The organism is Thiomonas sp. UBA7699 (assembly GCF_002482605.1).
Taxonomy (GTDB): domain Bacteria; phylum Pseudomonadota; class Gammaproteobacteria; order Burkholderiales; family Burkholderiaceae_C; genus Thiomonas; species Thiomonas arsenitoxydans.
Map to the genome: position 1 here is coordinate 1 of NZ_DLGH01000004.1, position 21212 is coordinate 21212.

General features: G+C 64.9%; 22 protein-coding genes. 15 read left to right on the top strand and 7 right to left on the bottom strand.

From position 1 onward, the window contains the following. The 3 genes from B3H47_RS01480 to B3H47_RS01490 form a co-directional block, all read left to right on the top strand. Nucleotides 1-907 (top strand): DNA internalization-related competence protein ComEC/Rec2 (locus B3H47_RS01480; protein ID WP_286985547.1); only part of this gene is annotated, 907 nt, incomplete at its 5' end. A 139-nt stretch (nucleotides 908-1046) separates the two neighbouring features. Continuing rightward, nucleotides 1047-3620 (top strand): circularly permuted type 2 ATP-grasp protein, encoded by a 2574-nt coding sequence (locus tag B3H47_RS01485; protein WP_414718217.1) that lies wholly within the window; start codon nucleotides 1047-1049, stop codon nucleotides 3618-3620. 11 nt (nucleotides 3621-3631) lie between these two features. Continuing rightward, nucleotides 3632-4549 (top strand): transglutaminase family protein, encoded by a 918-nt coding sequence (locus B3H47_RS01490; protein WP_286985549.1) that lies wholly within the window; start codon nucleotides 3632-3634, stop codon nucleotides 4547-4549. 12 nt (nucleotides 4550-4561) lie between these two features. Here B3H47_RS01490 and B3H47_RS01495 read toward each other — a convergent pair whose 3' ends face one another. Continuing rightward, on the bottom strand, nucleotides 4562-5143 hold the full coding sequence (locus B3H47_RS01495; RefSeq protein ID WP_286985550.1) for a hypothetical protein: 582 nt from the start codon (nucleotides 5141-5143) through the stop codon (nucleotides 4562-4564). A gap of 97 nt (nucleotides 5144-5240) precedes the next feature. Beyond that, nucleotides 5241-6305, bottom strand: coding sequence for a homocysteine S-methyltransferase family protein (locus B3H47_RS01500; RefSeq protein WP_286985551.1), 1065 nt, complete (start codon nucleotides 6303-6305; stop codon nucleotides 5241-5243). A 168-nt stretch (nucleotides 6306-6473) separates the two neighbouring features. On the opposite strand from B3H47_RS01500, the gene B3H47_RS01505 reads away from it, so the two are divergent. The 4 genes from B3H47_RS01505 to B3H47_RS01520 all read left to right on the top strand — a co-directional run bounded on the left by B3H47_RS01505 (nucleotide 6474) and on the right by B3H47_RS01520 (nucleotide 9183). After that, complete coding sequence (locus B3H47_RS01505; RefSeq protein ID WP_286985552.1) at nucleotides 6474-6911, top strand: transcriptional regulator algP; 438 nt, start codon at nucleotides 6474-6476, stop codon at nucleotides 6909-6911. An 85-nt stretch (nucleotides 6912-6996) separates the two neighbouring features. Next, a complete protein-coding gene (locus tag B3H47_RS01510; RefSeq protein ID WP_286985553.1) occupies nucleotides 6997-8085 on the top strand; it encodes a transporter in 1089 nt (362 codons plus the stop codon). 46 nt (nucleotides 8086-8131) lie between these two features. Continuing rightward, on the top strand, nucleotides 8132-8644 hold the full coding sequence (locus B3H47_RS01515) for a copper chaperone PCu(A)C (protein WP_013124551.1): 513 nt from the start codon (nucleotides 8132-8134) through the stop codon (nucleotides 8642-8644). A gap of 11 nt (nucleotides 8645-8655) precedes the next feature. Continuing rightward, entirely contained in the window at nucleotides 8656-9183 is a 528-nt protein-coding gene (locus tag B3H47_RS01520; RefSeq protein ID WP_286985554.1) for a TlpA disulfide reductase family protein, read from the top strand. Nucleotides 9184-9218: 35 nt separating this feature from the next. Here the strand turns inward: B3H47_RS01520 and B3H47_RS01525 are convergent, their stop codons facing one another. Further along, nucleotides 9219-11126 carry a potassium transporter Kup gene (locus B3H47_RS01525; protein WP_276731973.1) on the bottom strand — a complete coding sequence of 636 codons (1908 nt, stop codon included), beginning with the start codon at nucleotides 11124-11126 and terminating at the stop codon, nucleotides 9219-9221. A gap of 183 nt (nucleotides 11127-11309) precedes the next feature. On the opposite strand from B3H47_RS01525, the gene hemN reads away from it, so the two are divergent. The 3 genes from hemN to B3H47_RS01540 all read left to right on the top strand — a co-directional run bounded on the left by hemN (nucleotide 11310) and on the right by B3H47_RS01540 (nucleotide 14496). After that, nucleotides 11310-12710, top strand: a complete 1401-nt coding sequence (gene hemN / locus B3H47_RS01530; RefSeq protein WP_286985555.1) for an oxygen-independent coproporphyrinogen III oxidase — start codon at nucleotides 11310-11312, stop codon at nucleotides 12708-12710. Between the two features lie 155 nt (nucleotides 12711-12865). Beyond that, a complete protein-coding gene (locus B3H47_RS01535; RefSeq protein WP_013107573.1) occupies nucleotides 12866-13489 on the top strand; it encodes a MarC family protein in 624 nt (207 codons plus the stop codon). A gap of 251 nt (nucleotides 13490-13740) precedes the next feature. Then, a complete protein-coding gene (locus B3H47_RS01540) occupies nucleotides 13741-14496 on the top strand; it encodes a sulfite exporter TauE/SafE family protein (protein ID WP_013124563.1) in 756 nt (251 codons plus the stop codon). A gap of 85 nt (nucleotides 14497-14581) precedes the next feature. Here B3H47_RS01540 and B3H47_RS01545 read toward each other — a convergent pair whose 3' ends face one another. Together B3H47_RS01545 and B3H47_RS01550 are read right to left on the bottom strand one after the other, a co-directional pair. After that, nucleotides 14582-14773 (bottom strand): YgaP family membrane protein, encoded by a 192-nt coding sequence (locus B3H47_RS01545; protein ID WP_013107575.1) that lies wholly within the window; start codon nucleotides 14771-14773, stop codon nucleotides 14582-14584. 78 nt (nucleotides 14774-14851) lie between these two features. After that, on the bottom strand, nucleotides 14852-15523 hold the full coding sequence (locus tag B3H47_RS01550) for a Crp/Fnr family transcriptional regulator (RefSeq protein WP_013124564.1): 672 nt from the start codon (nucleotides 15521-15523) through the stop codon (nucleotides 14852-14854). A gap of 120 nt (nucleotides 15524-15643) precedes the next feature. On the opposite strand from B3H47_RS01550, the gene mnmG reads away from it, so the two are divergent. From mnmG to B3H47_RS01575, 5 genes are all read left to right on the top strand, one after another. Further along, a complete protein-coding gene (gene mnmG / locus B3H47_RS01555; protein ID WP_286985556.1) occupies nucleotides 15644-17578 on the top strand; it encodes a tRNA uridine-5-carboxymethylaminomethyl(34) synthesis enzyme MnmG in 1935 nt (644 codons plus the stop codon). After that, nucleotides 17575-18249: a 16S rRNA (guanine(527)-N(7))-methyltransferase RsmG gene (rsmG, locus tag B3H47_RS01560; protein ID WP_286985557.1), complete on the top strand. Its 675-nt coding sequence runs from the start codon at nucleotides 17575-17577 to the stop codon at nucleotides 18247-18249. The genes mnmG and rsmG overlap by 4 nt, the downstream gene beginning before the upstream one ends. Before the next feature lie 116 nt (nucleotides 18250-18365). Then, the gene (locus tag B3H47_RS01565) at nucleotides 18366-19139 is read left to right on the top strand and encodes a ParA family protein (RefSeq protein WP_013107579.1); all 774 of its coding nucleotides are present in this window, start codon (nucleotides 18366-18368) and stop codon (nucleotides 19137-19139) included. Next, on the top strand, nucleotides 19136-19702 hold the full coding sequence (locus B3H47_RS01570) for an RBBP9/YdeN family alpha/beta hydrolase (protein ID WP_286985558.1): 567 nt from the start codon (nucleotides 19136-19138) through the stop codon (nucleotides 19700-19702). The genes B3H47_RS01565 and B3H47_RS01570 overlap by 4 nt, the downstream gene beginning before the upstream one ends. Nucleotides 19703-19729: 27 nt before the next feature. Beyond that, complete coding sequence (locus B3H47_RS01575) at nucleotides 19730-20632, top strand: ParB/RepB/Spo0J family partition protein (protein WP_286985559.1); 903 nt, start codon at nucleotides 19730-19732, stop codon at nucleotides 20630-20632. On the opposite strand, the gene B3H47_RS01580 is transcribed toward B3H47_RS01575, so the two are convergent. Further along, a complete protein-coding gene (locus B3H47_RS01580; RefSeq protein ID WP_286985560.1) occupies nucleotides 20633-20911 on the bottom strand; it encodes a hypothetical protein in 279 nt (92 codons plus the stop codon). 75 nt (nucleotides 20912-20986) lie between these two features. Then, nucleotides 20987-21181: a hemin uptake protein HemP gene (hemP, locus tag B3H47_RS01585; protein ID WP_286731044.1), complete on the bottom strand. Its 195-nt coding sequence runs from the start codon at nucleotides 21179-21181 to the stop codon at nucleotides 20987-20989. Nucleotides 21182-21212: the final 31 nt, after the last annotated feature.

Below are 21212 nucleotides of genomic sequence, written 5' to 3' on the forward strand. Positions count from 1 at the left end.
CGGCGTGCTGGCGCTGGCGCTGCCGTGGAACTGGCGGCTGCGCGCGCCCGGTCTGTTGCTGCTTCTGCCACTGGCGAGCAACCCTGGCACGGCGCCCGAAACCGGGGCGATGGAGGTGTGGTTTGCCGATGTCGGACAGGGCATGGCGGTTGTGGTGCGCACCGCGCGGCACACCCTGCTGTACGACACCGGGCCGCGGCAGGCGCCGGGCGTGGACGCCGGTGGCCGCGTGCTGCTGCCGCTGCTGCACAGCCTGGGCGTACGCCGTCTCGACCGCGTGGTGGTGAGTCACGACGACAGCGATCACGCGGGCGGCGCAGCCACCCTTGCCCGCGCCCACCCCGAGGCCGATCTGCTCACCTCGGCCCCGCCAGACGCCGCCGCCGCCCGCTACGGCCTGCAACAGCGCCAGCCCTGCACCGCCGGTCAGCACTGGCGCTGGGACGGCGTGGACTTCCGCATCGTCAGCCCCCCGCCCGGCGACGCCCCCAGCAGCGACAACGCCCGCTCCTGCGTGCTGCATGTGGCCGCGCGCGGCGCCTCGGTGCTGCTCACCGGCGACGTCGATCAGCCGCAGGAGCGCGCCCTGCAGCGCGCCGATCTGCTGCCCTATGCCGACGTGCTGCTGGCGCCGCATCACGGCAGCAAGACCTCGTCGAGCGAGGCCCTGCTCGACACGGTGATGCCGCGCGCCGCCGTGGTGCAGGCGGGCTACCGCAATCCGCACGGCCACCCCCACCCCGCCGTGCTGGCGCGCTACGCCGAGCGCGGCATCGCCGTCTGGCGCACCGACCAGCAGGGCGCGCTGCGGTGGCGCGACAGCGCGCCCGACACCTTCATCGCCTGGCGCGATGCGAAACCGCATTACTGGAGCGCAAATGTGAAGCCTGCCGAGGTTTCTCGCTGAAGTTTCACACCACCCGACCTGTCTGGCCGGTATCTTGCCGAATCTGCCCTAGGCTCGCAGTCAATGGGCGCATGAAGTTTGACCGCAATCGGGGGAGGCCTGCCGCTGTCTCGGCGTCCCCTGCATGCCAAAATGCCGTATGGTCAGCCTGTTCCAATCTCAATCTCAAGGCGCGTTCGGTCCGGGTGAAGATTGCGCCGCGCTCGCCCGCGACCTGGCCTCCCCCGTCATCCCCGGCCACTGGGACGAATTGCGCGGCCGCGTCTCCGATGGCGGGACGGGTGCACCGCTGGCCCCGCTCTGGGACCAATTTTTTCGCCTGCTCGGCTCCGGCGGCTTCGACAGCCTGAGCGCCCGGCAGCAGCAGTTGCTGCAGCAGATTCACGACGACGGCGTGACCTACAACGTCCACGCCGACGCCGCGCAAGCCGTGCGCGCCTGGTCGGTCGATCTGTTCCCGCTGCTGGTCGACGCCGCCTCGTGGAAGCAGATTTCCACAGGTATCGCACAACGCGCCGCGCTGCTCAACACCATCCTCGCCGACATCTACACCGGCCCGCAGCGCACCCTCAGGGAAGGGCTGCTGCCACCGGCGCTGGTGCATGGGCATCCCGGCTATTTGCGCGCCCTGCACGGCCACGCACCGCCGGGCAATATCTGGCTGCACATCGCCGCCTTCGATCTGGCGCGCGGGCCCGACGGCGTGTGGCGCGTGGTCAATCAGCGGGTGCAGGCGCCCTCGGGCCTGGGCTATTTGCTGGAAAACCGCCTCCTCATCTCCCGCCTGTTCCCGGACGCGTTCAGCCACCTGAAAGTGCAGCGCCTGGCCGCCAGCTACCGGCTGCTGATGGATATGCTGCTGCGGCTCTCGCCCGGCGGCGTGGGCAGCCGCGTGGTGTTGCTCACCCCCGGCCCGTATAGCGAAACCTATTTCGAGCAGGTCTATCTGGCGCGTTACCTGGGCATCACCCTGGCCGAAGGCAGCGACCTCACGGTGCGCGAAGACCGGCTCTACCTCAAAACCCTGCGCGGCCTGGAGCCGGTGCATTTGGTGCTGCGCCATCTCGACGACAGCTTCTGCGACCCGCTCGAACTGCGTCCCGATTCCATGCTGGGCGTGGCCGGGCTGCTGCAGGCGGTGCGTGCGGGCAACGTGCTCGTGGCCAACGCGCTCGGTGCCGGTTTTCTGGAGTCGCCCGCGGTGGAGGGTTTTCTGCCCAAGCTGTGCGAAACCCTGTTGGGTGAGCCGCTCCAGCTGCCCTCGCTGCCCACCTGGTGGTGCGGCGAGCCCGGCGTGTGCGACGCGCCGATGGACGATCTGCGCGCCTGGGTGATCAAACCGGTGCACCCGGATTGCGGCTTCGAGCCCACGGTGATGGCCAGCCTCGATTACGGCCAACTGCCCGCCTGGCGCGAACGGGTGCAGTCCAACCCGGCACTGGTCACCCTGCAGCAATATCAACCCCTGCCGCATGTGCCGGTGTGGAGCAATGAGCGGCTGGCCGCCCGCGCCGCGATGCTGCGGGTCTACGCCATTTCCGACGGCCAGGGTGGCTGGCGGGTGCTGCCCGGCGGGCTGGTGCGCACCGCGCCGCGCGGGGGCAACACCGTGTCGATGCAGCGCGGCGGCAGCAGCCAGGACGCCTGGATCATCACCGGCGACGCGGTGGACAGCTCCACCCTGCTGCCCGAGCCGATGCGCCCGCAAGATCTGATCGACCATCACCGCGTGGTCACCAGCCGGGCGGCCGAAAACCTCTACTGGCTCGGTCGCTACTGCGAGCGCGCCGAATTCAGCGCCCGGCTGGCGCGCATCTCCCTGCGCGCGCTGTCGGGCGACGACGATCTGGGCCCGGCCGTCTGCGACATGCTCGACCAATGGTGCCGCAGCAACGGCCTGGTCGAAAAAGAAGCACCCGATCTTCGCGACAACCCGCAGGGCTTCGAGCACTGCGTGGTGCGCGGGCTCGTGCCGGGGCAGCACGCCGGCGGCATCGTGCAGAACCTGCAGGCCCTGGGCCACGCGGCCACTCAAGTGCGCGAACGCTTGGGCGGCGACCACCGGCAATGGATCGCCTCGGCCACCGCGCTGGAGCTTTTGCCCACGGCCTCGCGGCGGGAAGTATTGCAGTCGGCCCAGGCCTTGCGCGGGCTGGAGCAGCTCACCGAAGTGCTCAGCGCCATCACCGGCGCGCAAACCGACCGCATGACCCGCGACGACGGCTGGCGTCTGCTGAGCATCGGCCGCCACATCGAACGCCTCTTGCTGCTGGGTGAAGCGCTGGCCGTGGCCTTCCGCAGCGGCGCGGTGCACAGCGACAGCGGCTTCAACCTGCTGCTGGCACTGTTCGACAGCACCATCACCTACCGCGCGCTGTACCAGAAGCGGCTGGAAGTTCCGCCCCTGCTCGACCTGCTCATGCTCGACCGCGAAAACCCCCGCGCCCTGGGCTGGGTAGCGCAGACCCTGCGCGCCCGCATGGCCAGACTGCCCGGCGAGGCCGCCGACAAAGAAGCCCTGATCGCCCTCGCGCCCGATCCCGATGACTGGCATCTGCCCGAACTCTGCACTCACACCCAAGAATTGCATTACACGTGGCTGGATCTCGCCCTGACGCAGAGCATGGATCTCGCCTGGCGCCTGTCGGACGAGATCAGCCGCCGCTATTTCGCCCACGCCAGCCTGCCTGACCGCACGCTGGGCGGGTATTGAAAGCCGCACGCATGACTCAAGTCGCTTCTACCGCGCAGGCTGACGCCGTGCTCTACCGCGTGGTACACGAAACCGCCTACGCCTACGCCACCCCGGTCGAACTCGCCCACCATCTGGCGCATCTCTGCCCGCTCGATCATGCCGCGCAGAAACGCATCGACTACGTCTGCGACATTCACCCCGAGCCCGAACATCGGCACAGCGATGTCGATGTGTTCGGCAACCAGCGTGAGTTCTTCGCCTACTACAGCCCGCACGACACGCTGACCGTGCGTGCCGTCAGCCTGGTGCAAGTGCGCGCGCCCGAGGCGCCCGACTGGGACGCCAGCCCGCCGTGGGAACAGGTGCGCGAACAACTGCTCTACCGCGTCGGCAAGCCCTATGTCGCCGAGGCCGAGTTCACCTTCGGCACCCATTTCGCCCCCCTGTTTGCCGCCGCAGCCGCCTACGCCGCCCCCAGCTTTGCGCCCGAGCAACCGTTGCTCGGCGGCGCCCTCGACCTGATGCAGCGCATCCACGCCGACTTCACCTACAACCCCGAGAGCACCGAAGTGCAGACCCGCGCCCCGCAGGCGCTCGAACTGCGCGCCGGCGTCTGCCAAGACTATGCGCACGTCATGATTTCCGCCCTGCGCAGCCTCGGGCTGGCCGCGCGCTACGTCAGCGGCTACCTGCGCTCGCATCCCAAGCCCGGCGAAGAACAACTCGTCGGCGCCGATGCCTCGCACGCCTGGGTGGCCGTGTGGTGCCCGGTCAACGGCTGGGTGGAGTTCGACCCCACCAACAACCGCCAGCCCGCGGCCGACTATGTGCGCATCGCCCTGGGCCGCGACTTCGCCGACGTCTCTCCCCTGCGTGGCGTCATCCGCGGCGGCGGCGATCACACCCTTAAAGTCGGGGTGCGCGTCAGCCCGGCAGACCCGCGCTGACCCTGCCCCGCCTTATGCGCGCAGCCGATTGAGCGACTGCAGCTCGTAGATCAACCTCGTGCGCACGCCATTGATCGACAGCGTGTCCTCGATGCCCTTGACCGCGCGCCCAGCGGCCGGCGCGTACCAGTAGTGCGTCATCACCGTGGCCTGCGCGGCGGTGTAGTGCCCTTGCAGGCGAATGGCGTGAAAAGTGCCTGCGGGCACGGTGATGGTCTGTTCGGCCTCCACACTCACACTCACGCCCAGCCGGGTGTGCAGTTCCCAATCGGGCTGGCTCTGGGTGATGGTGTCTTTCCAGTTCTTGCCCACGCTCAGCGGAAAGTCGAACTGCGGAAACGCCGGGCTGTACTGAATCGCCTCGCCCGGCACGATTTCGCGTGAGAGCAGGTCGAACTGCTTGGAATAGATGTTTTTCAGCACCGGCGCGTCGGCCTTATTGGTGCGCTGCACGTCGACATGCACCTCGCCATTCGGCCCGATCTGCGTGACGTGATTGGCCAGCACCAGACCGGCGTCACCACGCTCGATTTCTTCCTGCGTGCGGGTGACGAACACCCAGCGGTCTCCAACGCGAATATCGGGCAACTGCATCTCATGTCTCCTCTAGGGCTCGAACGGTGCCACGATTTTGCCCGCACGCCCGGCAAGACGCTGCGCGCGGCGCAATGCCCGTCAAGGCATAGGTGAATCAGTCCGCGTCGGCATAGAACCCGGCACGGCGGCGCGCGCGCGGGGCTTCGTCTTTCACCGCCGATTGAATGGCGGCGATGTGCTCGGGCGTGGTGCCACAGCAGCCGCCGACGATATTCACCAGCCCCTCGGCGGCAAACTCGTGCAGCAGCCGCGAGGTCACTTCGGGCGTTTCATCGAAGCCGGTGTCGCTCATCGGGTTGGGCAGACCGGCATTGGGGTAGCAGGAGATGAAGGTGTCGGGCGCGGCCTTGGCGAGTTCCTGCAGATAGGGCCGCATAAGGGCGGCGCCCAGTGCGCAATTCAGCCCTATGGCCAGCGGCTGGGCGTGGCGCACGCTGGCCCAGAACGCGGTCACGGTCTGGCCGGACAGCACGCGCCCGGAGGCGTCGGTCACGGTGCCGCTGATGATGATGGGCAGGCGCTCGCCGGTCTCCTCGAACACTTCGTCGACGGCGAACAGCGCCGCCTTGGCGTTGAGGGTGTCGAAAATGGTTTCCACCAAAATGACGTCGGCGCCGCCGCGCATCAGGGCGCGGGTCTGCTGGGCATAGGCGGCACGCAGGGTCTCGAAATCGACATTGCGCGCACCGGGATCGTTGACGTCCGGGCTGATGCTCGCCGTCTTGGGCGTGGGGCCGAGCGCACCAGCGACGAAGCGCGGCTTGTCCGGCGTGCTGAACTTGTCGCAGGCTGCGCGCGCCAGCCGGGCCGAGGCTTCGTTCATCTCGTCCACCAGTTCGGCCATGCCGTAATCGTCCTGCGCCACCGTGGTCGCACCAAACGTATTGGTCTCGACCAGATCGGCGCCCGCCGCCAGATAGCCCTCGTGAATGTCGCGGATGATCTGCGGCTGCGTCAGGCTGAGCAGTTCGTTATTGCCCTTCACATCGCGCGGCCAGTCTTTGAAGCGCTCGCCACGATACTGCGCTTCGCTGAGTTTGAAGCGCTGAATCATGGTGCCCATGGCGCCATCGAGGATGACGATGCGTTGCTTGAGCAGAGCAGGCAGTTGGGCGGCGCGGGTGTAGGGCTTGGGGGCGGGTGGGTGGACGGTCTGCATCCTTGCATGGTAAAGGCTTGCAGGGTGGGTGCCTGTGGCCTGATCTGCGCGGTGCGAAGCCTGCCTGCCTGACGGCGCTGCTGCGGGTGCTGCTGCGCCGAATCAGATTTCAGCCGCAATGTATTGCGCAAACGCAAAATCGTCAGCGACGGTGCTTGTTTGCGTAAGATGCAAAGTAGACACTCCACCGCCATGCGCTTTATGCCGCGTCTGTTTTCCACTCTGCGCCGCGCCTCCCGTCTGATCTGGGTGGTGCTCGCGGCGCTCATGCTGCAGCCGCTGGTGTTCGCGCAGCAGCCGGCCGCCGTTTGGATCTCGCTGCCGTATTGCGCGAGCGCAGCCGCCGACCACGATGCGTCGGCGCGCAGCGCACAGCCCGCGCGCCACAGCCCGTCGCAGCCGCACGCGCACAGCCTGCTGGTCCTGCTCAACCCGGCAGCGGCGGTCACGGCGTCCGCCCAGGCTGCGTTGCCCGCGCCCGACACATCGGCCCTGCCCAGCAAAGCAGGTGTGGTCGCACAATGCCCTGCCTACCGTGCCGCGCCGCATGCGGCAGCGCAGCCACACTCCCCGCAACAGCCCCGCGCTCCACCCCGGTTCTCCTGACCCGCTTTCCAAGTCGCGCCGCGCGTTTCGCCACACGCGGCGCTCGGCATGCACGCCCGCCCCTGCGGGCCTACAGGAGTCTTTGATGCTTTGCGTACATTCCCCACGGGCAAGACGCTTGCCTGCCCCCCAGTCGCGCGCCCTGCGCGCTGCCAGCCTGGCCTGCAGCGCCATGGCGCTGGCTTTTCCCTTGTCTGCGCACGCCTGCGCCACCTGCGGCTGCAGTCTGAGTACCGATGCCGCCATGGGTTATTCCGCCGCCTCGGGTTGGCGGGTCAATCTGCAGACCGACTACATCAACCAGAGCCAGCTCCGCACGGGTACGCACAGCGTGTCGGCGGCGAGCGTGGCCGCGCTCAACCCCGCCGCAGGGCAGGAAGTCGAGCATGACACCATCAACCGCTACACCACCCTGGGGCTGACGTACAGCCCGAATGCCGACTGGTCGGTCAACCTGCAGATTCCCTACATCGACCGCAGTCACAGCACCTATGGCGCGGCCACGCCGGATCAGCTCACGGCAGACAACCTCAGCGGCGCCACGCTGCGCGGCCTGGGCGACGTCAAGCTCATCGGCAGCTATCAGGGCCTGCTGCCCACGCACAACGTCGGGCTGCAGCTCGGCCTGAAGTTGCCCACAGGCCGCTACGGCGGGCCGAACGCCGACGGCACGGGCACGGTGGGGCGCAACCCGGTTGCTTTTTCCAGCGGGCCGAGTGCCGGGCAACTGGTGGACACCAGTCTGCAGCCCGGCACGGGCAGCACCGATCTGATCGTCGGCGCCTACGCCTATCAGGCCATCAGCCAGGACTTCGACGCCTTCGTCAGCGGCCAATTTCAGGCGGCGGTGGCGCACAAGCTCGACACCCCAGGCGAGGACTACCGGCCGGGCAACCTCGCCAGCCTGAGCTTTGGCCTGCGCGATGAGGCGCGCCCCGATTTTGTGCCGCAAGTGCAGGTGAATATCACGCACAAAAGCCACGACCAGGGCGCGCTGGCCGACACCGCGGATACTGCGGGCACTGTGGCCTACCTCAGCCCCGGCCTATCGGCGACACTGGTCAAGGGCTGGCAAGCCTACGGCTTTGTGCAACTGCCGGTATATAGCCGCCTCGACGGCTATCAGCTCTTCCCGCACTGGACGGCCAGCCTGGGAATCAGTACCGCGTTTTAATTCTTTGCTTATCTCTGCTTTCTTTCACTCGCAAACGGAGTTCACCATGCGTTCAAACGCTTTTTTCTCTCGCACCGCCCGGCGCGGCCTGGCCGCGGGCGCGCTCAGCCTGGGGCTGCTCGGCTCGGCCTTCGCCGCGGGCATCCAAGTGACCGATGCCTGGATCCGCTGGCTTCCGGCCAACCTGCCCGCAGGCGGCTATGCCAAGGTCACCAACGATACCGACAAGGAGATCAAGCTCGTCGGCGCCTCCAGCCCGAAATACGGCATGGTCATGCTGCACCAGACGGTCAACAAGAACGGCATGTCGAATATGGTGCACGTCGATGCCATCGCCATCGCCCCGCACAAAAGCATGGCGTTCACCCCGGGCGACTATCACATCATGCTGATGCAGCCAAAGCCGGGGATCGAGCCGGGGCAGAAGGTGCCGGTCACGCTCAAGTTCTCGGATGGCCAGACGGTCACCGCCGAATTCGAGGTGCGCAAGCCCACCGCCTCGGGCCCGGGGGACATGAAGGGCATGGACATGGATCACATGCACGGCATGCAGCACTGAGCCGTCAGACGATGACCGCATGGTCCCGGCGTGCCCTGCTGCAACGCGGCGCATACCTTGGCCTGAGCCTGCTCGGCATGGGTTCGCGGACGGCCCGGGCGGCTGGCCTGCACGTCGGCCAGCCCGCACCGGTCGCGGTGCTGCAGACCCTGGACGGGCAGACGATCTCTACCGCGGCTCTGCGCGGCGAGGTCGTCATCCTCACTTTCTGGGCGACCTGGTGCGACCCCTGCCGAGCAGAGCTGCCCGTGCTGTCGCGCTATGCCGCAGACCACGCCGCGCAGGGCTTGCGGGTGCTGGGCTTCTGCCTGGACGGGCCCGATCGGCTGGCGCAGGTGCGCGCCGTCGCCGCCACACTGTCCTTCCCCGTCGGGCTGCTGCCCAGCCCGTGGGTGCCCGGCTACGGCCGCATCTGGCGGATTCCCGTGAGCTTTGTCATCGACCGCGACGGCCGTCTGGCCGATAACGGCTGGAACGATCCGCACCCGGCATGGACGCAAGAGCGGCTGCAGCAAGTCGTCGGCCCGCTGCTGGTTTGAGTGCCCCTAGATTTGCCGCGCGGGGACAGCCTGGCTCAGATCTCGACCTGCGTGCCCAGCTCCACCACACGGTTGGGCGGAATGCGGAAGTAGTCCGACGCATCCTGCGCGTTGCGGCTCATCCATGAGAACAGCACTTCGCGCCACAACGCCATGCCGGGCAGCTTGGACGGGATGATGGTCTGCCGCGCGAGGAAGAAGGAGGTTTCCATCAACTGGAATTCCAGGCCGTAGAGCCGTTCGCATTCCTTGAGCAGGCGCTGAATATCGGGCTCGTCCTGGAAGCCCAGCTCGACGTGCAGCAGGTAGATGCCCTCGTCCATTGGTGTGAGCTTGAGCCCCTGCTCGGCGCTCACATGCGGCACATCCATGGTCTGCGCCGAAAGAAAAATCACCCGCTCGTGCAGCACCTTGTTGTGTTTGAGGTTGTGCAGCAGCGCGTGCGGCACGGTGGTCGCACTGGGGGTGAGGTAGATGGCCGTGCCCTCGACCCGGGTGGGTGGATAGGTGGACAGGCTGGCGACGAAATCTTGCAGGTTCAGCGCATGCTCTTCGAGCTGGCGACGCAGCAGACTGCGGCCGCGCTTCCAGGTGGCCAGCAGGGTGTAGACCACGGCGCCGAACAGCAGTGGGAACCAGCCGCCGTGATCGATCTTCAGCGCGTTGGACGACAGAAAGGCCAGATCGATCAGCGCGAACAGCCCGAACACCGCATTCGCCCGCAGGGCGCTCCAACCCCAGCGGTGCTGCGCGATCATCCAGCAGAACGCGGTGGTGACGATCATGGTGATGTTCACCGCGATGCCGTAGGCCGCCGCGAGGTTTTCCGCCGTTTTGAAACTCAGCACCAGCAGGATGACAAAGACGAGCAGCAGCCAGTTGATGAACGGCACATAAATCTGGCCCTGGTTGCCCTCGTTGGTGAACACCACCCGCATGCGCGGCAGATAGCCCAGCTTGATCGCCTGCGTGGTCATGGAAAATGCGCCCGAGATCACCGACTGCGCCGCGATGACGGTGGCGGCTGTAGCCAACCCCAGCAGGGGCCACAGCGCCCAGGACGGCGCCAGATAGAAAAACGGATTCTTCGTCGCCTCGGGATGGGCCAGCACCAGCGCGCCCTGGCCGAGGTAATTGAGCACTAGACCGGGCATCACCACGCACACCCAGGCAATCTTGATCGGCAGGGGGCCGAAATGTCCCATGTCGGCGTACAGCGCCTCGGCGCCGGTGAGCACCAGAAACACCGCGCCGAGCAAAATGAGCGCCACGCCGGGCTCGCGCACGAACATATGGGCGCCGTAATACGGATTGAGCGCCAGCAAGATCGAAGGGTTTTGCACCACTTGCGCCAAACCGAGCAGACCGATGGCAGCGAACCACACCAGCATCACCGGGCCGAAGTAGCGGCCGACCAGCGCCGTGCCGTGCTTTTGCACCACGAACAATCCCACCAGGATGCCAGTGGTGATGGGCACGATCCAGTCGTTGAAAACCGGGGTGGCCACGCCCAGGCCCTCCATCGCCGAGAGCACGGTGATCGCGGGGGTAATGATGCTGTCGCCGTAAAACATCGCCGCACCCACCAAGCCCAGCGTCGTGACCACGGCGCGTCGGCGCGAATCTTTGGGAAAACGACGCATCACCAGGGCCAGTAGGGCGAGGATGCCCCCCTCGCCGTCGTTGTCCAGGCGCATCACGAACGACACGTACTTCACCATCACGATGAGCATCAGCGCCCAGAAGATCAGCGAGATGACGCCGAAGATATTGTCCGGGCTGTACGGCATACCGTGACCGGGGCTGAACGCGGTTTGAAAGGCATACAACGGACTGGTGCCGATGTCGCCGAACACCACACCCAAAGCGCTGATACTCAGCGTGACCAAGCCAGTTTTTTGCGCGGATCGCGGCGCGTTCGTCGGATGTGTTTGCGTCTGCATGAAAAGTCGCGGGCCATGTCGCTAAGCCAAAAACCCCCGCAGGATAGTCCATTGCTTTGCAGGGCGCCGTCTTGCGCCGCAGACTGTTGGTTTTGCGCCGCAGCAAACGCACCGCTGCCTCGCCAACCGTTGCGTCAGATCAAAACCTTCCTGCTGGCTTTGCGCAAACATTCAATCATTATGATGAATCAATCTCTCGACTTCCAGCCCGAGCTGCTCCAGCGTTTCGACATCTCCGGCCCGCGTTACACCTCCTACCCCACCGCCGACCGCATGCACTCCGGTTTCGGCGCGCGCGACTACGCCGAGGAATTGCGACGCCGCGCCCAGCGTCCCGGCGAGCCGGTGTCGCTGTATTTCCACGTGCCGTTCTGCGAGACCCTGTGCTACTACTGCGGCTGCAACAAGATTCCCACCAAGAATCACGGCCGCTCCGCGCCCTATCTCGACAGCGTAGAACAGGAGTTGAGGCTGATTGCCGGCCTCTTGCAGGCCCGTCTGCCCGTCACCCAACTGCACTGGGGCGGCGGCACGCCCACCTTCCTGAATGACGAGGAAGCCGCGCGGCTGATGACCATGACGCGCGAACATTTCGACCTGCAGCCCGGCGGTGAATTCTCCATCGAGATCGACCCGCGCAAGGTGAATGAGGCGCGCGTGGCGCATCTCGCCCAACTCGGCTTCAACCGCATGAGCGTGGGCGTGCAGGATTTCGCGCCGGAGGTACAGCAGGCGGTCAATCGCATCCAGAGCGTGGAAGAAACCCAGCTGGTGATCGACGCCGCCCGCGCCAACGGTTTTGGCTCCATCAGCCTCGACCTGATCTACGGCCTGCCCTTGCAGAACCTCGATTCGTTCGCCCGCACCCTCGATCAGGTGATCGAGATCTCGCCCGACCGGCTCTCGCTCTACAGCTACGCGCATCTGCCGCACATTTTCAAGCCGCAGCGCCGCATCAACGCCGAAGACCTGCCCACGGCCGAGGTCAAGCTCGGCCTGCTGGGTCTGGCCATCCGTCGGCTGGAAGAGGCGGGTTATATCTACATCGGCATGGATCACTTCGCCAAGCCGGGCGACGAGCTCGCCCGCGCCCAGCGCGAGGGCAAGCTGCACCGCAATTTCCAGGGCTACTCCACGCAGGCCGAACTCGATCTGCTGGCCTTTGGCGTATCCAGCATTTCCAACGTCGGCAACTGCTACGCGCAGAACGCCAAGACCATCGACGAATACACCGAGATGCTGGCTTTCGGCAAGCTGCCCACGGCGCGCGGGGTGCATCTCACCCCCGAAGACCACCTGCGTCGCACCGCCATTCAGCGGCTGATGTGCGATTTCCAGCTCGATCTGGCCGCACTGGCCGACGAATTCAAAGTGGACGCCGCCGCCACCTTTGCCCTCGACCTGCAGCGCCTCAAGCCGCTGGAAGATGCCGGGTTGGTCGTGCGCGAAGGCCCGCAAGGTCTGCGCGTCCAGGTCACGCCGCAAGGCCGCCTGCTGGTGCGCATCGTCGCCATGCAGTTCGATGGCTATTTGCATCAGCCCCGCGAGCAATTGTTGCAGCCCCGCTATTCGCGGGTGATCTAAACCCTGGCCTTCACGCGGCGACGAGGTGAGTGCGCGGGCACCGATAATGGAGCCCGCGCACTTTCAAGGAAACGCCGGGCCGCCCCAAGTTTCCTTGACCCCCGCGGGGGGCAGGTCGGCGAGCCGACCCTGGGGGCACTCACAACTCCAAGTTCATGAATCTGGTCAAGCCCTTGATCGCCCTGCTGGCGATCGTCAATCCGCTGGGCATCATTCCCTTCTTCATTCTGTTCACCGAGAGCTTTTCTCGGGAGCAGAAGAAGCGGACCATCCTCGTCGCTTCGATCTCGGCGTTTCTGGTCATCGCCGTCAGCACGCTGATCGGTGCTGACCTGCTGCATTTTTTCGGCATTTCCATCGCGTCGTTTCAGGTCGGCGGCGGCATGCTGTTGCTCATCAGCGCCATCAGCATGCTCAACGCCAAAACCGGCGCCACCAAATCGACCAGTGACGAGGTGGAAGAAGCCGCCGACCGGGCCAGCGTGGCCGTGGTGCCGCTCACCATCCCCCTGCTCACAGGCCCGGCCACCATCAGTACGGTGATCATTTATGCCAGCAACACGCACCACTGGTGGCAGCACGCGGTGCTGATCGGCTACGGTGTGATCATTGCCGGGGCCGCGGCGCTGTGCTTCATGGCGGCCGAACCGATTGCGCGGTTTCTGGGCAAGACCGGCATCAATGTGATGACCCGCTTGATGGGTCTGATCCTCTCGGCGCTCGCGGTGGAAATGATGAGCGACGGCCTGATCAAGCTGTTTCCGGGCCTGGGACGCTAACCTGCAAACCCCAACTATCAGGGTTCGCCCCTAGTGCGCGCGGCAGCCAAAATTCGAACAATGTTTTGCATTGCGATTGGGCTCGCCCAACGCGCCCCAACAAGAGGGATCGAGGAGACAAACGACCTGCAACCCAGGTTGTTTCACGACAACAGCGCTGCACAAGATGGCAGCGCAAGCAGTACCCCGAAGCACCGTGAACACTCGTTCCGGTGCTTTTTTACGCCCCGCTCCTCACGCCCGCTCCCAATATGGAACTGATCCTGCTCGGCATTGCCGCACTCTTTGCCGGGTTTGTCGATGCCATTGTCGGCGGCGGTGGTCTGGTACTCGTACCCGCCCTGTTTGCCGCGTTTCCCAACGCGGCTCCTGCCACGCTGTTTGGCACCAACAAAGGCGGCGCCATCTGGGGGACCTCGGCGTCAATGTGGTCGTATGTGCGCCGGGTTCAGCCCCCTTGGTCCACTGTGGCGCCCGCCACCCTTGCAGCGTTTGTCGGCGCGCTTGGCGGCGCCTGGTTCATCACACAAGTCAAGTCGACTGATTTTCGGCAGGCTCTGCCCTTCATTCTGCTGGCCGTATTGCTCTACACCCTCAAGCGTAAGGATTTGGGACATCACCATGCCCCGCACCTGAGCGGCGGCGCCGAGCGGGCTCTGGCGGTTGGCGGCGGCCTGCTGATCGGTTTTTACGATGGATTTTTCGGGCCGGGCACGGGCAATTTCTTGATTTTCCTGTTTGTCCGTGGCTTCGGCTTTGATTTTCTCCATGCCTCGGCCAGCGCCAAAGTCGTCAACGTGGCCTGCAATCTTGCGGCCCTGCTGGTGTTCGCCAGTAAAGGCCACGTCATGTGGCAGTATGCCGCGCTCATCGCGGTGTGCAATATTGCGGGTAGCCTGCTGGGCACCCGGCTCGCCTTGCGCCGGGGCACGCACTTCGTGCGCGGCGTCTTTCTGCTGGTCGTCGCGGCGCTCATTCTCAAGACCGCGCACGACGCGTTTTTTTGAACAAACATAAAAAAAAGCGCCGCCTGTTGCCAGGGGGCGCCTCATCTGAAACACGGTGTTGAAGCACGGCACATGGCCGCCTGCCTTATTTTTTCATCGGGCAGGTGTTCATGCCGATGATGGAGTACAGCGGGCAGAATTTGAACAGGCCCGTGACCAACGGCACAATGCCGATCCAACCCCAGACGCCGATGGTGCCCATCAGGCTCAGGGCGATCAGAACGATGCCCACAATAATGCGCAGAATGCGATCGATACCGCCGACGTTGAATTTCATGGTCCACTCCTTGAAAAAAGAATATCGCAATTTGACACCGATTCGTGCGGACGCACAGTGACCTCGGTCACACGCGTTTTACCCCGACAGCTCCCCGGCGGCCACTTGGCGCAGCACGGCGGGCTGCAGAATGTCGATCTTCTCGCGCGACAGCCCCACCCACCCGGCGGCTTCGAAGCGCTTGAGCAGGCGCGTGACGATTTCCCGCGCTGTGCCCAGCCGGTCAGCCAGTTGCTGATGGGTGCTCTGCAGACGCGGCCCTTGGCCCAGCAGGGCTTGCGCCAGACGTTGATCCAGGCGATGAAAGGCCAGCGCATCGATCAAGGCAGTCAGGTCGGCCATGCGCGCAGCAAACTGGCCGAGAACGAACCGGCGAAAGGCCGGAGCGCATTGCAGCCAATGTTCGAACAATTCAGGACGGATCATCCACAGCGCCCCCTCGGTCTGCATTTCCGCAAAGGCCGTGAGCACCTCACCCGAAAACAGGCTGGCCGACGACACCAGGCAGATTTCACCCGGCGTCAGGCGATACATCTCCAACTGCCGCCCGGAGGGCGCCATGCGAAACACGCGTGCCTCGCCAGACAACACCAGCGGGAACCCGCCGCAGTTCGCGCCGGGCGCGAAAAGCTGCGTTCCGCGCGGCACCTGCATCACGGTTGCCCCACCAGCCCATTCCGCCTCCAGCTCAGCGGTGGGCACAGAGGTCATCGAGGGATAAAGCTCTTGCAGTTCGCGCAGGGTTTGCATGGAATTGAGTCGAAAGATCAAAATAATGCGGTTCGTGGATATGTTTCACGTGAAACAAAGCCCGACCAAGCTGCCGCACCGGGTAAACCCGCATAAAATGATCTGTTGAGGAGACACACAGTGGATTATCCGCGTAACTTTGATGTCGTTGTCATCGGGGGTGGGCATGCCGGCACCGAGGCGGCTCTGGCCGCTGCGCGCATGGGCTGCGCCACCTTGTTGCTGACGCACAATATCGAAACCTTGGGCCAGATGTCGTGCAATCCGTCGATAGGCGGAATCGGCAAAGGACACCTCGTCAAAGAGGTGGACGCGCTGGGCGGCGCGATGGCCGAGGCGACTGACGAAGCGGGCATCCAGTTCCGCATTCTCAACGCCAGCAAAGGCCCCGCGGTGCGCGCCACCCGGGCGCAGGCCGACCGCCAGCTCTACAAGCGTGCCATACGCGGACGGCTGGAAGATCAGCCCAATCTGTGGCTGTTCCAGCAGGCGGCCGATGATTTGCTGGTGGAATCGACCGGCCAAGGCGAGCGGGTTACAGCCGTGGTCACACAGACGGGCATCCGCTTTCGCACCCGCACCGTGGTGCTGACCGCTGGGACGTTTCTGGACGGGAAAATTCACATCGGACTCGACCAATACGCCGCCGGGCGCGCGGGCGATCCGCCCTCGCTGCGTTTGTCCGCCCGGCTGAAGGCGCTCGCGCTGCCGCAGGGGCGGCTCAAGACCGGCACGCCGGCGCGCATCGACGGCCGCACCATCGATTTTTCCAAGCTCATCGAGCAGCCGGGCGACCTCAACCCGATGCCGGTTTTCAGTTTTCTCGGCTCTGCCGATCAACACCCCGCACAGGTCGCTTGCTGGATCACCCATACCACCGAGCAGACGCACGACATCATTCGCGCCGGGCTCGATCGCAGCCCGATGTTCACCGGAGTGATCGAAGGCGTGGGCCCTCGCTATTGCCCGAGCATCGAAGACAAGATTCACCGCTTCGCCGACAAGTCCTCGCACCAGATTTTTCTCGAACCCGAGGGGCTGCAGACCAACGAGTTTTACCCCAATGGCATCTCGACCAGCCTGCCCTTCGATGTGCAGATTGCCATGGTGCACTCGATTCCGGGGCTGGAAAATGCCCATCTGCTGCGTCCCGGCTATGCCATCGAGTACGACTATTTCAACCCGATGGCGCTGAAAACCTCGCTGGAAACCAAGTCCATCGATGGACTGTTCTTCGCCGGGCAGATCAACGGCACCACCGGCTACGAGGAGGCCGCTGCGCAAGGGCTACTGGCGGGCATCAACGCCGCGTTGCAGGTACAGGGCCGTGATCCTTGGTGTCCGCGGCGCGATCAGGCCTATCTCGGCGTGCTGGTTGATGATCTGGTGACCAAAGGGGTGAGCGAGCCCTACCGCATGTTCACCAGCCGCGCCGAGTACCGGCTCAGTCTGCGCGAAGACAACGCCGATCTTCGCCTAACCGAGATCGGCCGCGAACTCGGCGTGGTGAACGACGCCCGCTGGGATGCGTTCTGCCGCAAACGTGACGCCATCGAGCGCGAGATTCAACGGCTGCGCACCACCTGGGTCACGCCGCAAAGCCTTCCGTCCGAACAGGCTGAAGCGCTGCTGGGCAAGTCCATCGAACGCGAATACAACCTTGCCGACTTGCTGCGTCGCCCCGAACTGCGCTACGACACCCTGACCGCGTTCCCGCACCCCGCTTTCGCCCCGGAATTCCCGCTGGGAGAGACCGAGCGCGAGCAGGTTGAGATCCACCTCAAATACGCCGGCTACATCGAACGCCAGCAAGACGAAGTCGAGCGCGCTGCGCAGCAGGAATCATTGCGCCTGCCGGCCGATCTCGACTACCGAGAAGTGTCGGGACTGTCGATCGAAGTGCAGCAAAAGCTCAATCAAGCCCGCCCCGAGACGCTTGGCCTGGCCTCGCGCCTGTCGGGCATGACCCCCGCGGCCGTATCCTTATTGTTGATTCATTTGCGCAAAGGCGTCCTTAAAAAAGCGCTCAAGCTGGAAAAGGATGCCCTCGCGTGAGTGCGATTACCCCCCGCACCGCTGGCGGTTTTTCCCTCGAAGGCTTTTTGCACCAAACCCTGTCCGCGCTCCAACTCGACTTTACCGCGCGCCAGCGCCAGCAATTGCTCGACTACACCGCCTTGCTGCAACGCTGGAACCGGGTGTTCAACCTCACCGCGGTACGTGATCTGGAAGGCATCGCTCGGCTGCATCTGGCCGATTGCCTGGCCGCCCTGCCCGCCCTGCAGCGCCTAGGCCCCCGGCGCCTGTTGGACGTAGGCTCGGGCGGCGGCCTGCCCGGCATCGTGTTTGCCATCGGCCTGCCCGACACGGAAGTTCATCTGATCGATGCGGTGCAAAAGAAATGCGCCTTTTTGCAGCAGACCTGCGGCAGTCTGCAACTCAGGCAGGTCAACGTCCATCATGCGCGCGTCGAGGCTCTGGCCGATGCACGCGGTTTTGATTGCATGACCAGCCGCGCCTTCAGCGATCTGCCCTTGCTCATTCAAAGCACCCGGCATCTGCTCGCCACCGGCGGCCAGTGGTGCGCCATGAAAGGCCAAGCGCCTCAAGATGAAATCATGGCATTGCCCGCGGATGTGGCCGCGCAGATAGAACCCTTGCAGGTGCCTGGGCTCGATGCCCAGCGTTGCCTGGTGTGGCTGCGGCTGACGTCTGCTGACCGCTGATTTCGCGGCCGAGCCATCGGCTCCGGCACAATACAGCCTCGGTTGGGCCAGAAGTCTGTTGGGCTCCTCACTCAGCACCGTTTCACGTGAAACATCGGTTTTCTGGAGAATCCGGCTTGGCGCAGATTTTTTGCATCGCAAACCAAAAGGGTGGCGTCGGCAAGACCACCACCAGTGTCAATCTGGCGGCCGCCCTGGCGAACATCGGCCAGCGCGTTTTGCTGGTCGATATGGACCCGCAGGGCAATGCCACCATGGGTTCCGGTGTGGACAAACACGCCCTTGAGGCCTCGGTTTACGAAGTTTTGATCGGGCAGGCCGAGCTTGCCCAGGCCCGGCAACGCAGCGCCAAAGCCGGGTATGACCTCATCGGCGCCAATCGCGAACTGGCCGGCGCCGAAGTCGAGCTGGTCAGCCTGCCGCAGCGAGAGCGCCGACTCAAGACCGCGCTTGCCACCGTCGATGCCGACTACGACTTTATCCTCATTGACAGCCCGCCCGCCCTGGGCCTGCTCACACTCAACGGCCTTTGCGCCGCGCACGGCGTCATCGTGCCGATGCAATGCGAGTACTTCGCACTCGAAGGGCTGTCCGATCTGGTCAACACCATCAAACAGGTGCACGCCAACCTCAACCGCGATCTGCGCATCATCGGCCTGCTACGGGTGATGTTCGACCCGCGCATCACCTTGCAGCAGCAGGTCAGCGAACAGATTAAAAACCACTTTGGCGACAAAGTGTTCAACACCGTCATTCCGCGCAACGTGCGCCTGGCCGAAGCGCCAAGTTACGGCTTGCCCGGCGTGGTGTTCGACCCAAGCAGCCGCGGCGCCAAAGCCTTCACCGAGTTTGCCCAGGAAATGGTTGACCGCCTGGCCGTGGCCGCATGACCCGCATTCTGCTGCTCCCCGGCTGGCAAGGCTCGAGCGACGGGCACTGGCAGCGTCGATGGGAAAGACTCTACGGTGACATCGTGGTGGAACAGGCCGACTGGGACTTTCCGCGCCGCGGCGACTGGATCGCACGGCTGGAAGACGTCATCCTCGCCCAGCCCGGCCCGGTCGCGCTCGTCGGCCATAGCCTGGGCTGCCACCTGATCGACGCCTGGTCGGTCAGCACGCGCCATGCCGACCGCGTCGTCTGCGCACTGCTGGTCGCGCCGCCCGATCCGCATAGCGATGAACTGCCCGCCGCCTTGCTCCCCTGGCGACACCCCTTGAGCCAAGCGCCGCTGCCCTTCCCCGCGACCCTCGCCGCCAGTACCGACGACCCCTATTGCCGCTGGCAGGCCGCACAACAGCTCGCCCAGCGCTGGAGGGCCCGCTGCGCCAGCCTCGGCGCCTACGGGCACGTCAATGCCGCGTCCGGCCTGGGCGATTGGCCCCAAGGCCGTCAACTGCTGGACGCGATGCTGACGCCCGCCCAGCACCCTACCGACCTTTTTTCTGCTTGATCACCCCGCTTGATCCGTCTCACGCTCATGGCAACCAAAAAACCCAAAGGACTCGGCCGCGGCCTCGACGTGCTGCTCGGCCCCTCCGTCGAACTCTCGGAAACCGACGCCGCCGCACTACGCGAACTGCGGCTGGACGATCTCGTGCCCGGCCGCTATCAGCCCCGTGCGCAGATGGACGAAGGCGCCCTCTACGAACTGGCGCAGAGCATCAAGGCGCAAGGCGTGATGCAGCCCGTACTCGTTCGCGCCCTGCCCGATGGCCGCTATGAAATCATCGCCGGCGAGCGCCGCACCCGCGCCGCCCGCCTTGCCGGGCTCGACAGCGTGCCCGCACTGGTGAAAGAGGCCGACGACCGCACCACCCTGGCCATGGCCCTGATCGAAAACCTCCAGCGCGAAGACCTCAATCCGCTGGAAGAAGCCCGCGGCATCGCCCGGTTGATCGAAGAGTTCGGCCACACCCACGAGCAGGCCGGGCAAGCCGTCGGCCGATCGCGCACCGCCACCAGCAATCTGCTGCGCCTGCTGCAACTGACCGAGGCCGTGCAGACCATGCTGCTGGCGGGCGATCTCGACATGGGTCACGCCCGCGCGCTGCTATCGCTCGACAAGGCGCAGCAGGTTCAGGCCGCACAGCAAATTCTGGCCAAACGCCTGAGCGTGCGCGAAGCCGAGCGACTCGTGGCTCGCGCCCAGCAAGCGCAGAACCCGGGCGCCACGCCCAAAAAAGCCAAAGCCGCCAAAGATCAAGACTGGAAGCGGCTGGAAGAAGAACTGTCGGAGCGCTTCACCGCCCCGGTTGAAATTCGCAGCAAGGCGGGCCGCAAAGGCCAGCACAGCGGAGAAATCGCGATTCGATTTTCCTCGCTCGACGAGCTCGACGGGCTGCTCGCGCTGCTGCGCGGCGGTGATAGCGCTCAACCGTAATTACTGCAACGCCGACGACGCCGTCGCAAAGCGGCAGGCCGAATGCGCATCGGCCCGCTCCACCTCGCAGCCCAGCGTCAGCCAGTACGCTGCCAGACGGCGGCAGACGATGCTGAGTTCGGCGCTGAGTTGAGGGTGTTGCTGCAAGGTCTGCAGATTACGGCCGATTTTCTGCATGACCGCCAGACTGGGCTTGTCCGCGTAAAACGTCATCAACGCGAGGGTTCCGGCCAACAGCGGCTCGGCGGAATCGACTCGGCTTTTCTGGGTATTCGGCATAAAAATCGCATGGCTGGCTAATGTGCTGGAGGACTAGTCCACACAAGGCTGGCGAGCAAAGCTGCGAGAAATCAACTACTTGGTCAAAATCAACTTGTCCTGCCGCGTTAAACGCAGTTGGTAAGTCTGCCCCTGATGGCGAATCTGCACCACAGAGCCTTGCCGGAAAAGCTCGCGCGAATGCAGGGTCAACCCCGCGTTCGCACCCGGCTCCAGCGCGGAGACTACGTTCGCCGCTCGCGGCAATGGCTTGCACAGCCCCGGGTTCATCGTGACCACTCCATCGCTGCCCACGTCAGCA

Bases quoted from the DNA above. Each gene is read 5' to 3' on its own strand.
- B3H47_RS01485 (WP_414718217.1), top strand. From the start codon at position 1,047: ATGGTCAGCCTGTTCCAATCTCAATCTCAAGGCGCGTTCGGTCCGGGT.
- B3H47_RS01490 (WP_286985549.1), top strand. From the start codon at position 3,632: ATGACTCAAGTCGCTTCTACCGCGCAGGCTGACGCCGTGCTCTACCGC.
- B3H47_RS01495 (WP_286985550.1), bottom strand. From the start codon at position 5,143: ATGCAGTTGCCCGATATTCGCGTTGGAGACCGCTGGGTGTTCGTCACC.
- B3H47_RS01500 (WP_286985551.1), bottom strand. From the start codon at position 6,305: ATGCAGACCGTCCACCCACCCGCCCCCAAGCCCTACACCCGCGCCGCC.
- B3H47_RS01505 (WP_286985552.1), top strand. From the start codon at position 6,474: ATGCAAAGTAGACACTCCACCGCCATGCGCTTTATGCCGCGTCTGTTT.
- B3H47_RS01510 (WP_286985553.1), top strand. From the start codon at position 6,997: ATGCTTTGCGTACATTCCCCACGGGCAAGACGCTTGCCTGCCCCCCAG.
- B3H47_RS01515 (WP_013124551.1), top strand. From the start codon at position 8,132: ATGCGTTCAAACGCTTTTTTCTCTCGCACCGCCCGGCGCGGCCTGGCC.
- B3H47_RS01520 (WP_286985554.1), top strand. From the start codon at position 8,656: ATGACCGCATGGTCCCGGCGTGCCCTGCTGCAACGCGGCGCATACCTT.
- B3H47_RS01525 (WP_276731973.1), bottom strand. From the start codon at position 11,126: ATGCAGACGCAAACACATCCGACGAACGCGCCGCGATCCGCGCAAAAA.
- hemN (WP_286985555.1), top strand. From the start codon at position 11,310: ATGAATCAATCTCTCGACTTCCAGCCCGAGCTGCTCCAGCGTTTCGAC.
- B3H47_RS01535 (WP_013107573.1), top strand. From the start codon at position 12,866: ATGAATCTGGTCAAGCCCTTGATCGCCCTGCTGGCGATCGTCAATCCG.
- B3H47_RS01540 (WP_013124563.1), top strand. From the start codon at position 13,741: ATGGAACTGATCCTGCTCGGCATTGCCGCACTCTTTGCCGGGTTTGTC.
- B3H47_RS01545 (WP_013107575.1), bottom strand. From the start codon at position 14,773: ATGAAATTCAACGTCGGCGGTATCGATCGCATTCTGCGCATTATTGTG.
- B3H47_RS01550 (WP_013124564.1), bottom strand. From the start codon at position 15,523: ATGCAAACCCTGCGCGAACTGCAAGAGCTTTATCCCTCGATGACCTCT.
- B3H47_RS01570 (WP_286985558.1), top strand. From the start codon at position 19,136: ATGACCCGCATTCTGCTGCTCCCCGGCTGGCAAGGCTCGAGCGACGGG.
- B3H47_RS01575 (WP_286985559.1), top strand. From the start codon at position 19,730: ATGGCAACCAAAAAACCCAAAGGACTCGGCCGCGGCCTCGACGTGCTG.
- B3H47_RS01580 (WP_286985560.1), bottom strand. From the start codon at position 20,911: ATGCCGAATACCCAGAAAAGCCGAGTCGATTCCGCCGAGCCGCTGTTG.
- hemP (WP_286731044.1), bottom strand. From the start codon at position 21,181: ATGAACCCGGGGCTGTGCAAGCCATTGCCGCGAGCGGCGAACGTAGTC.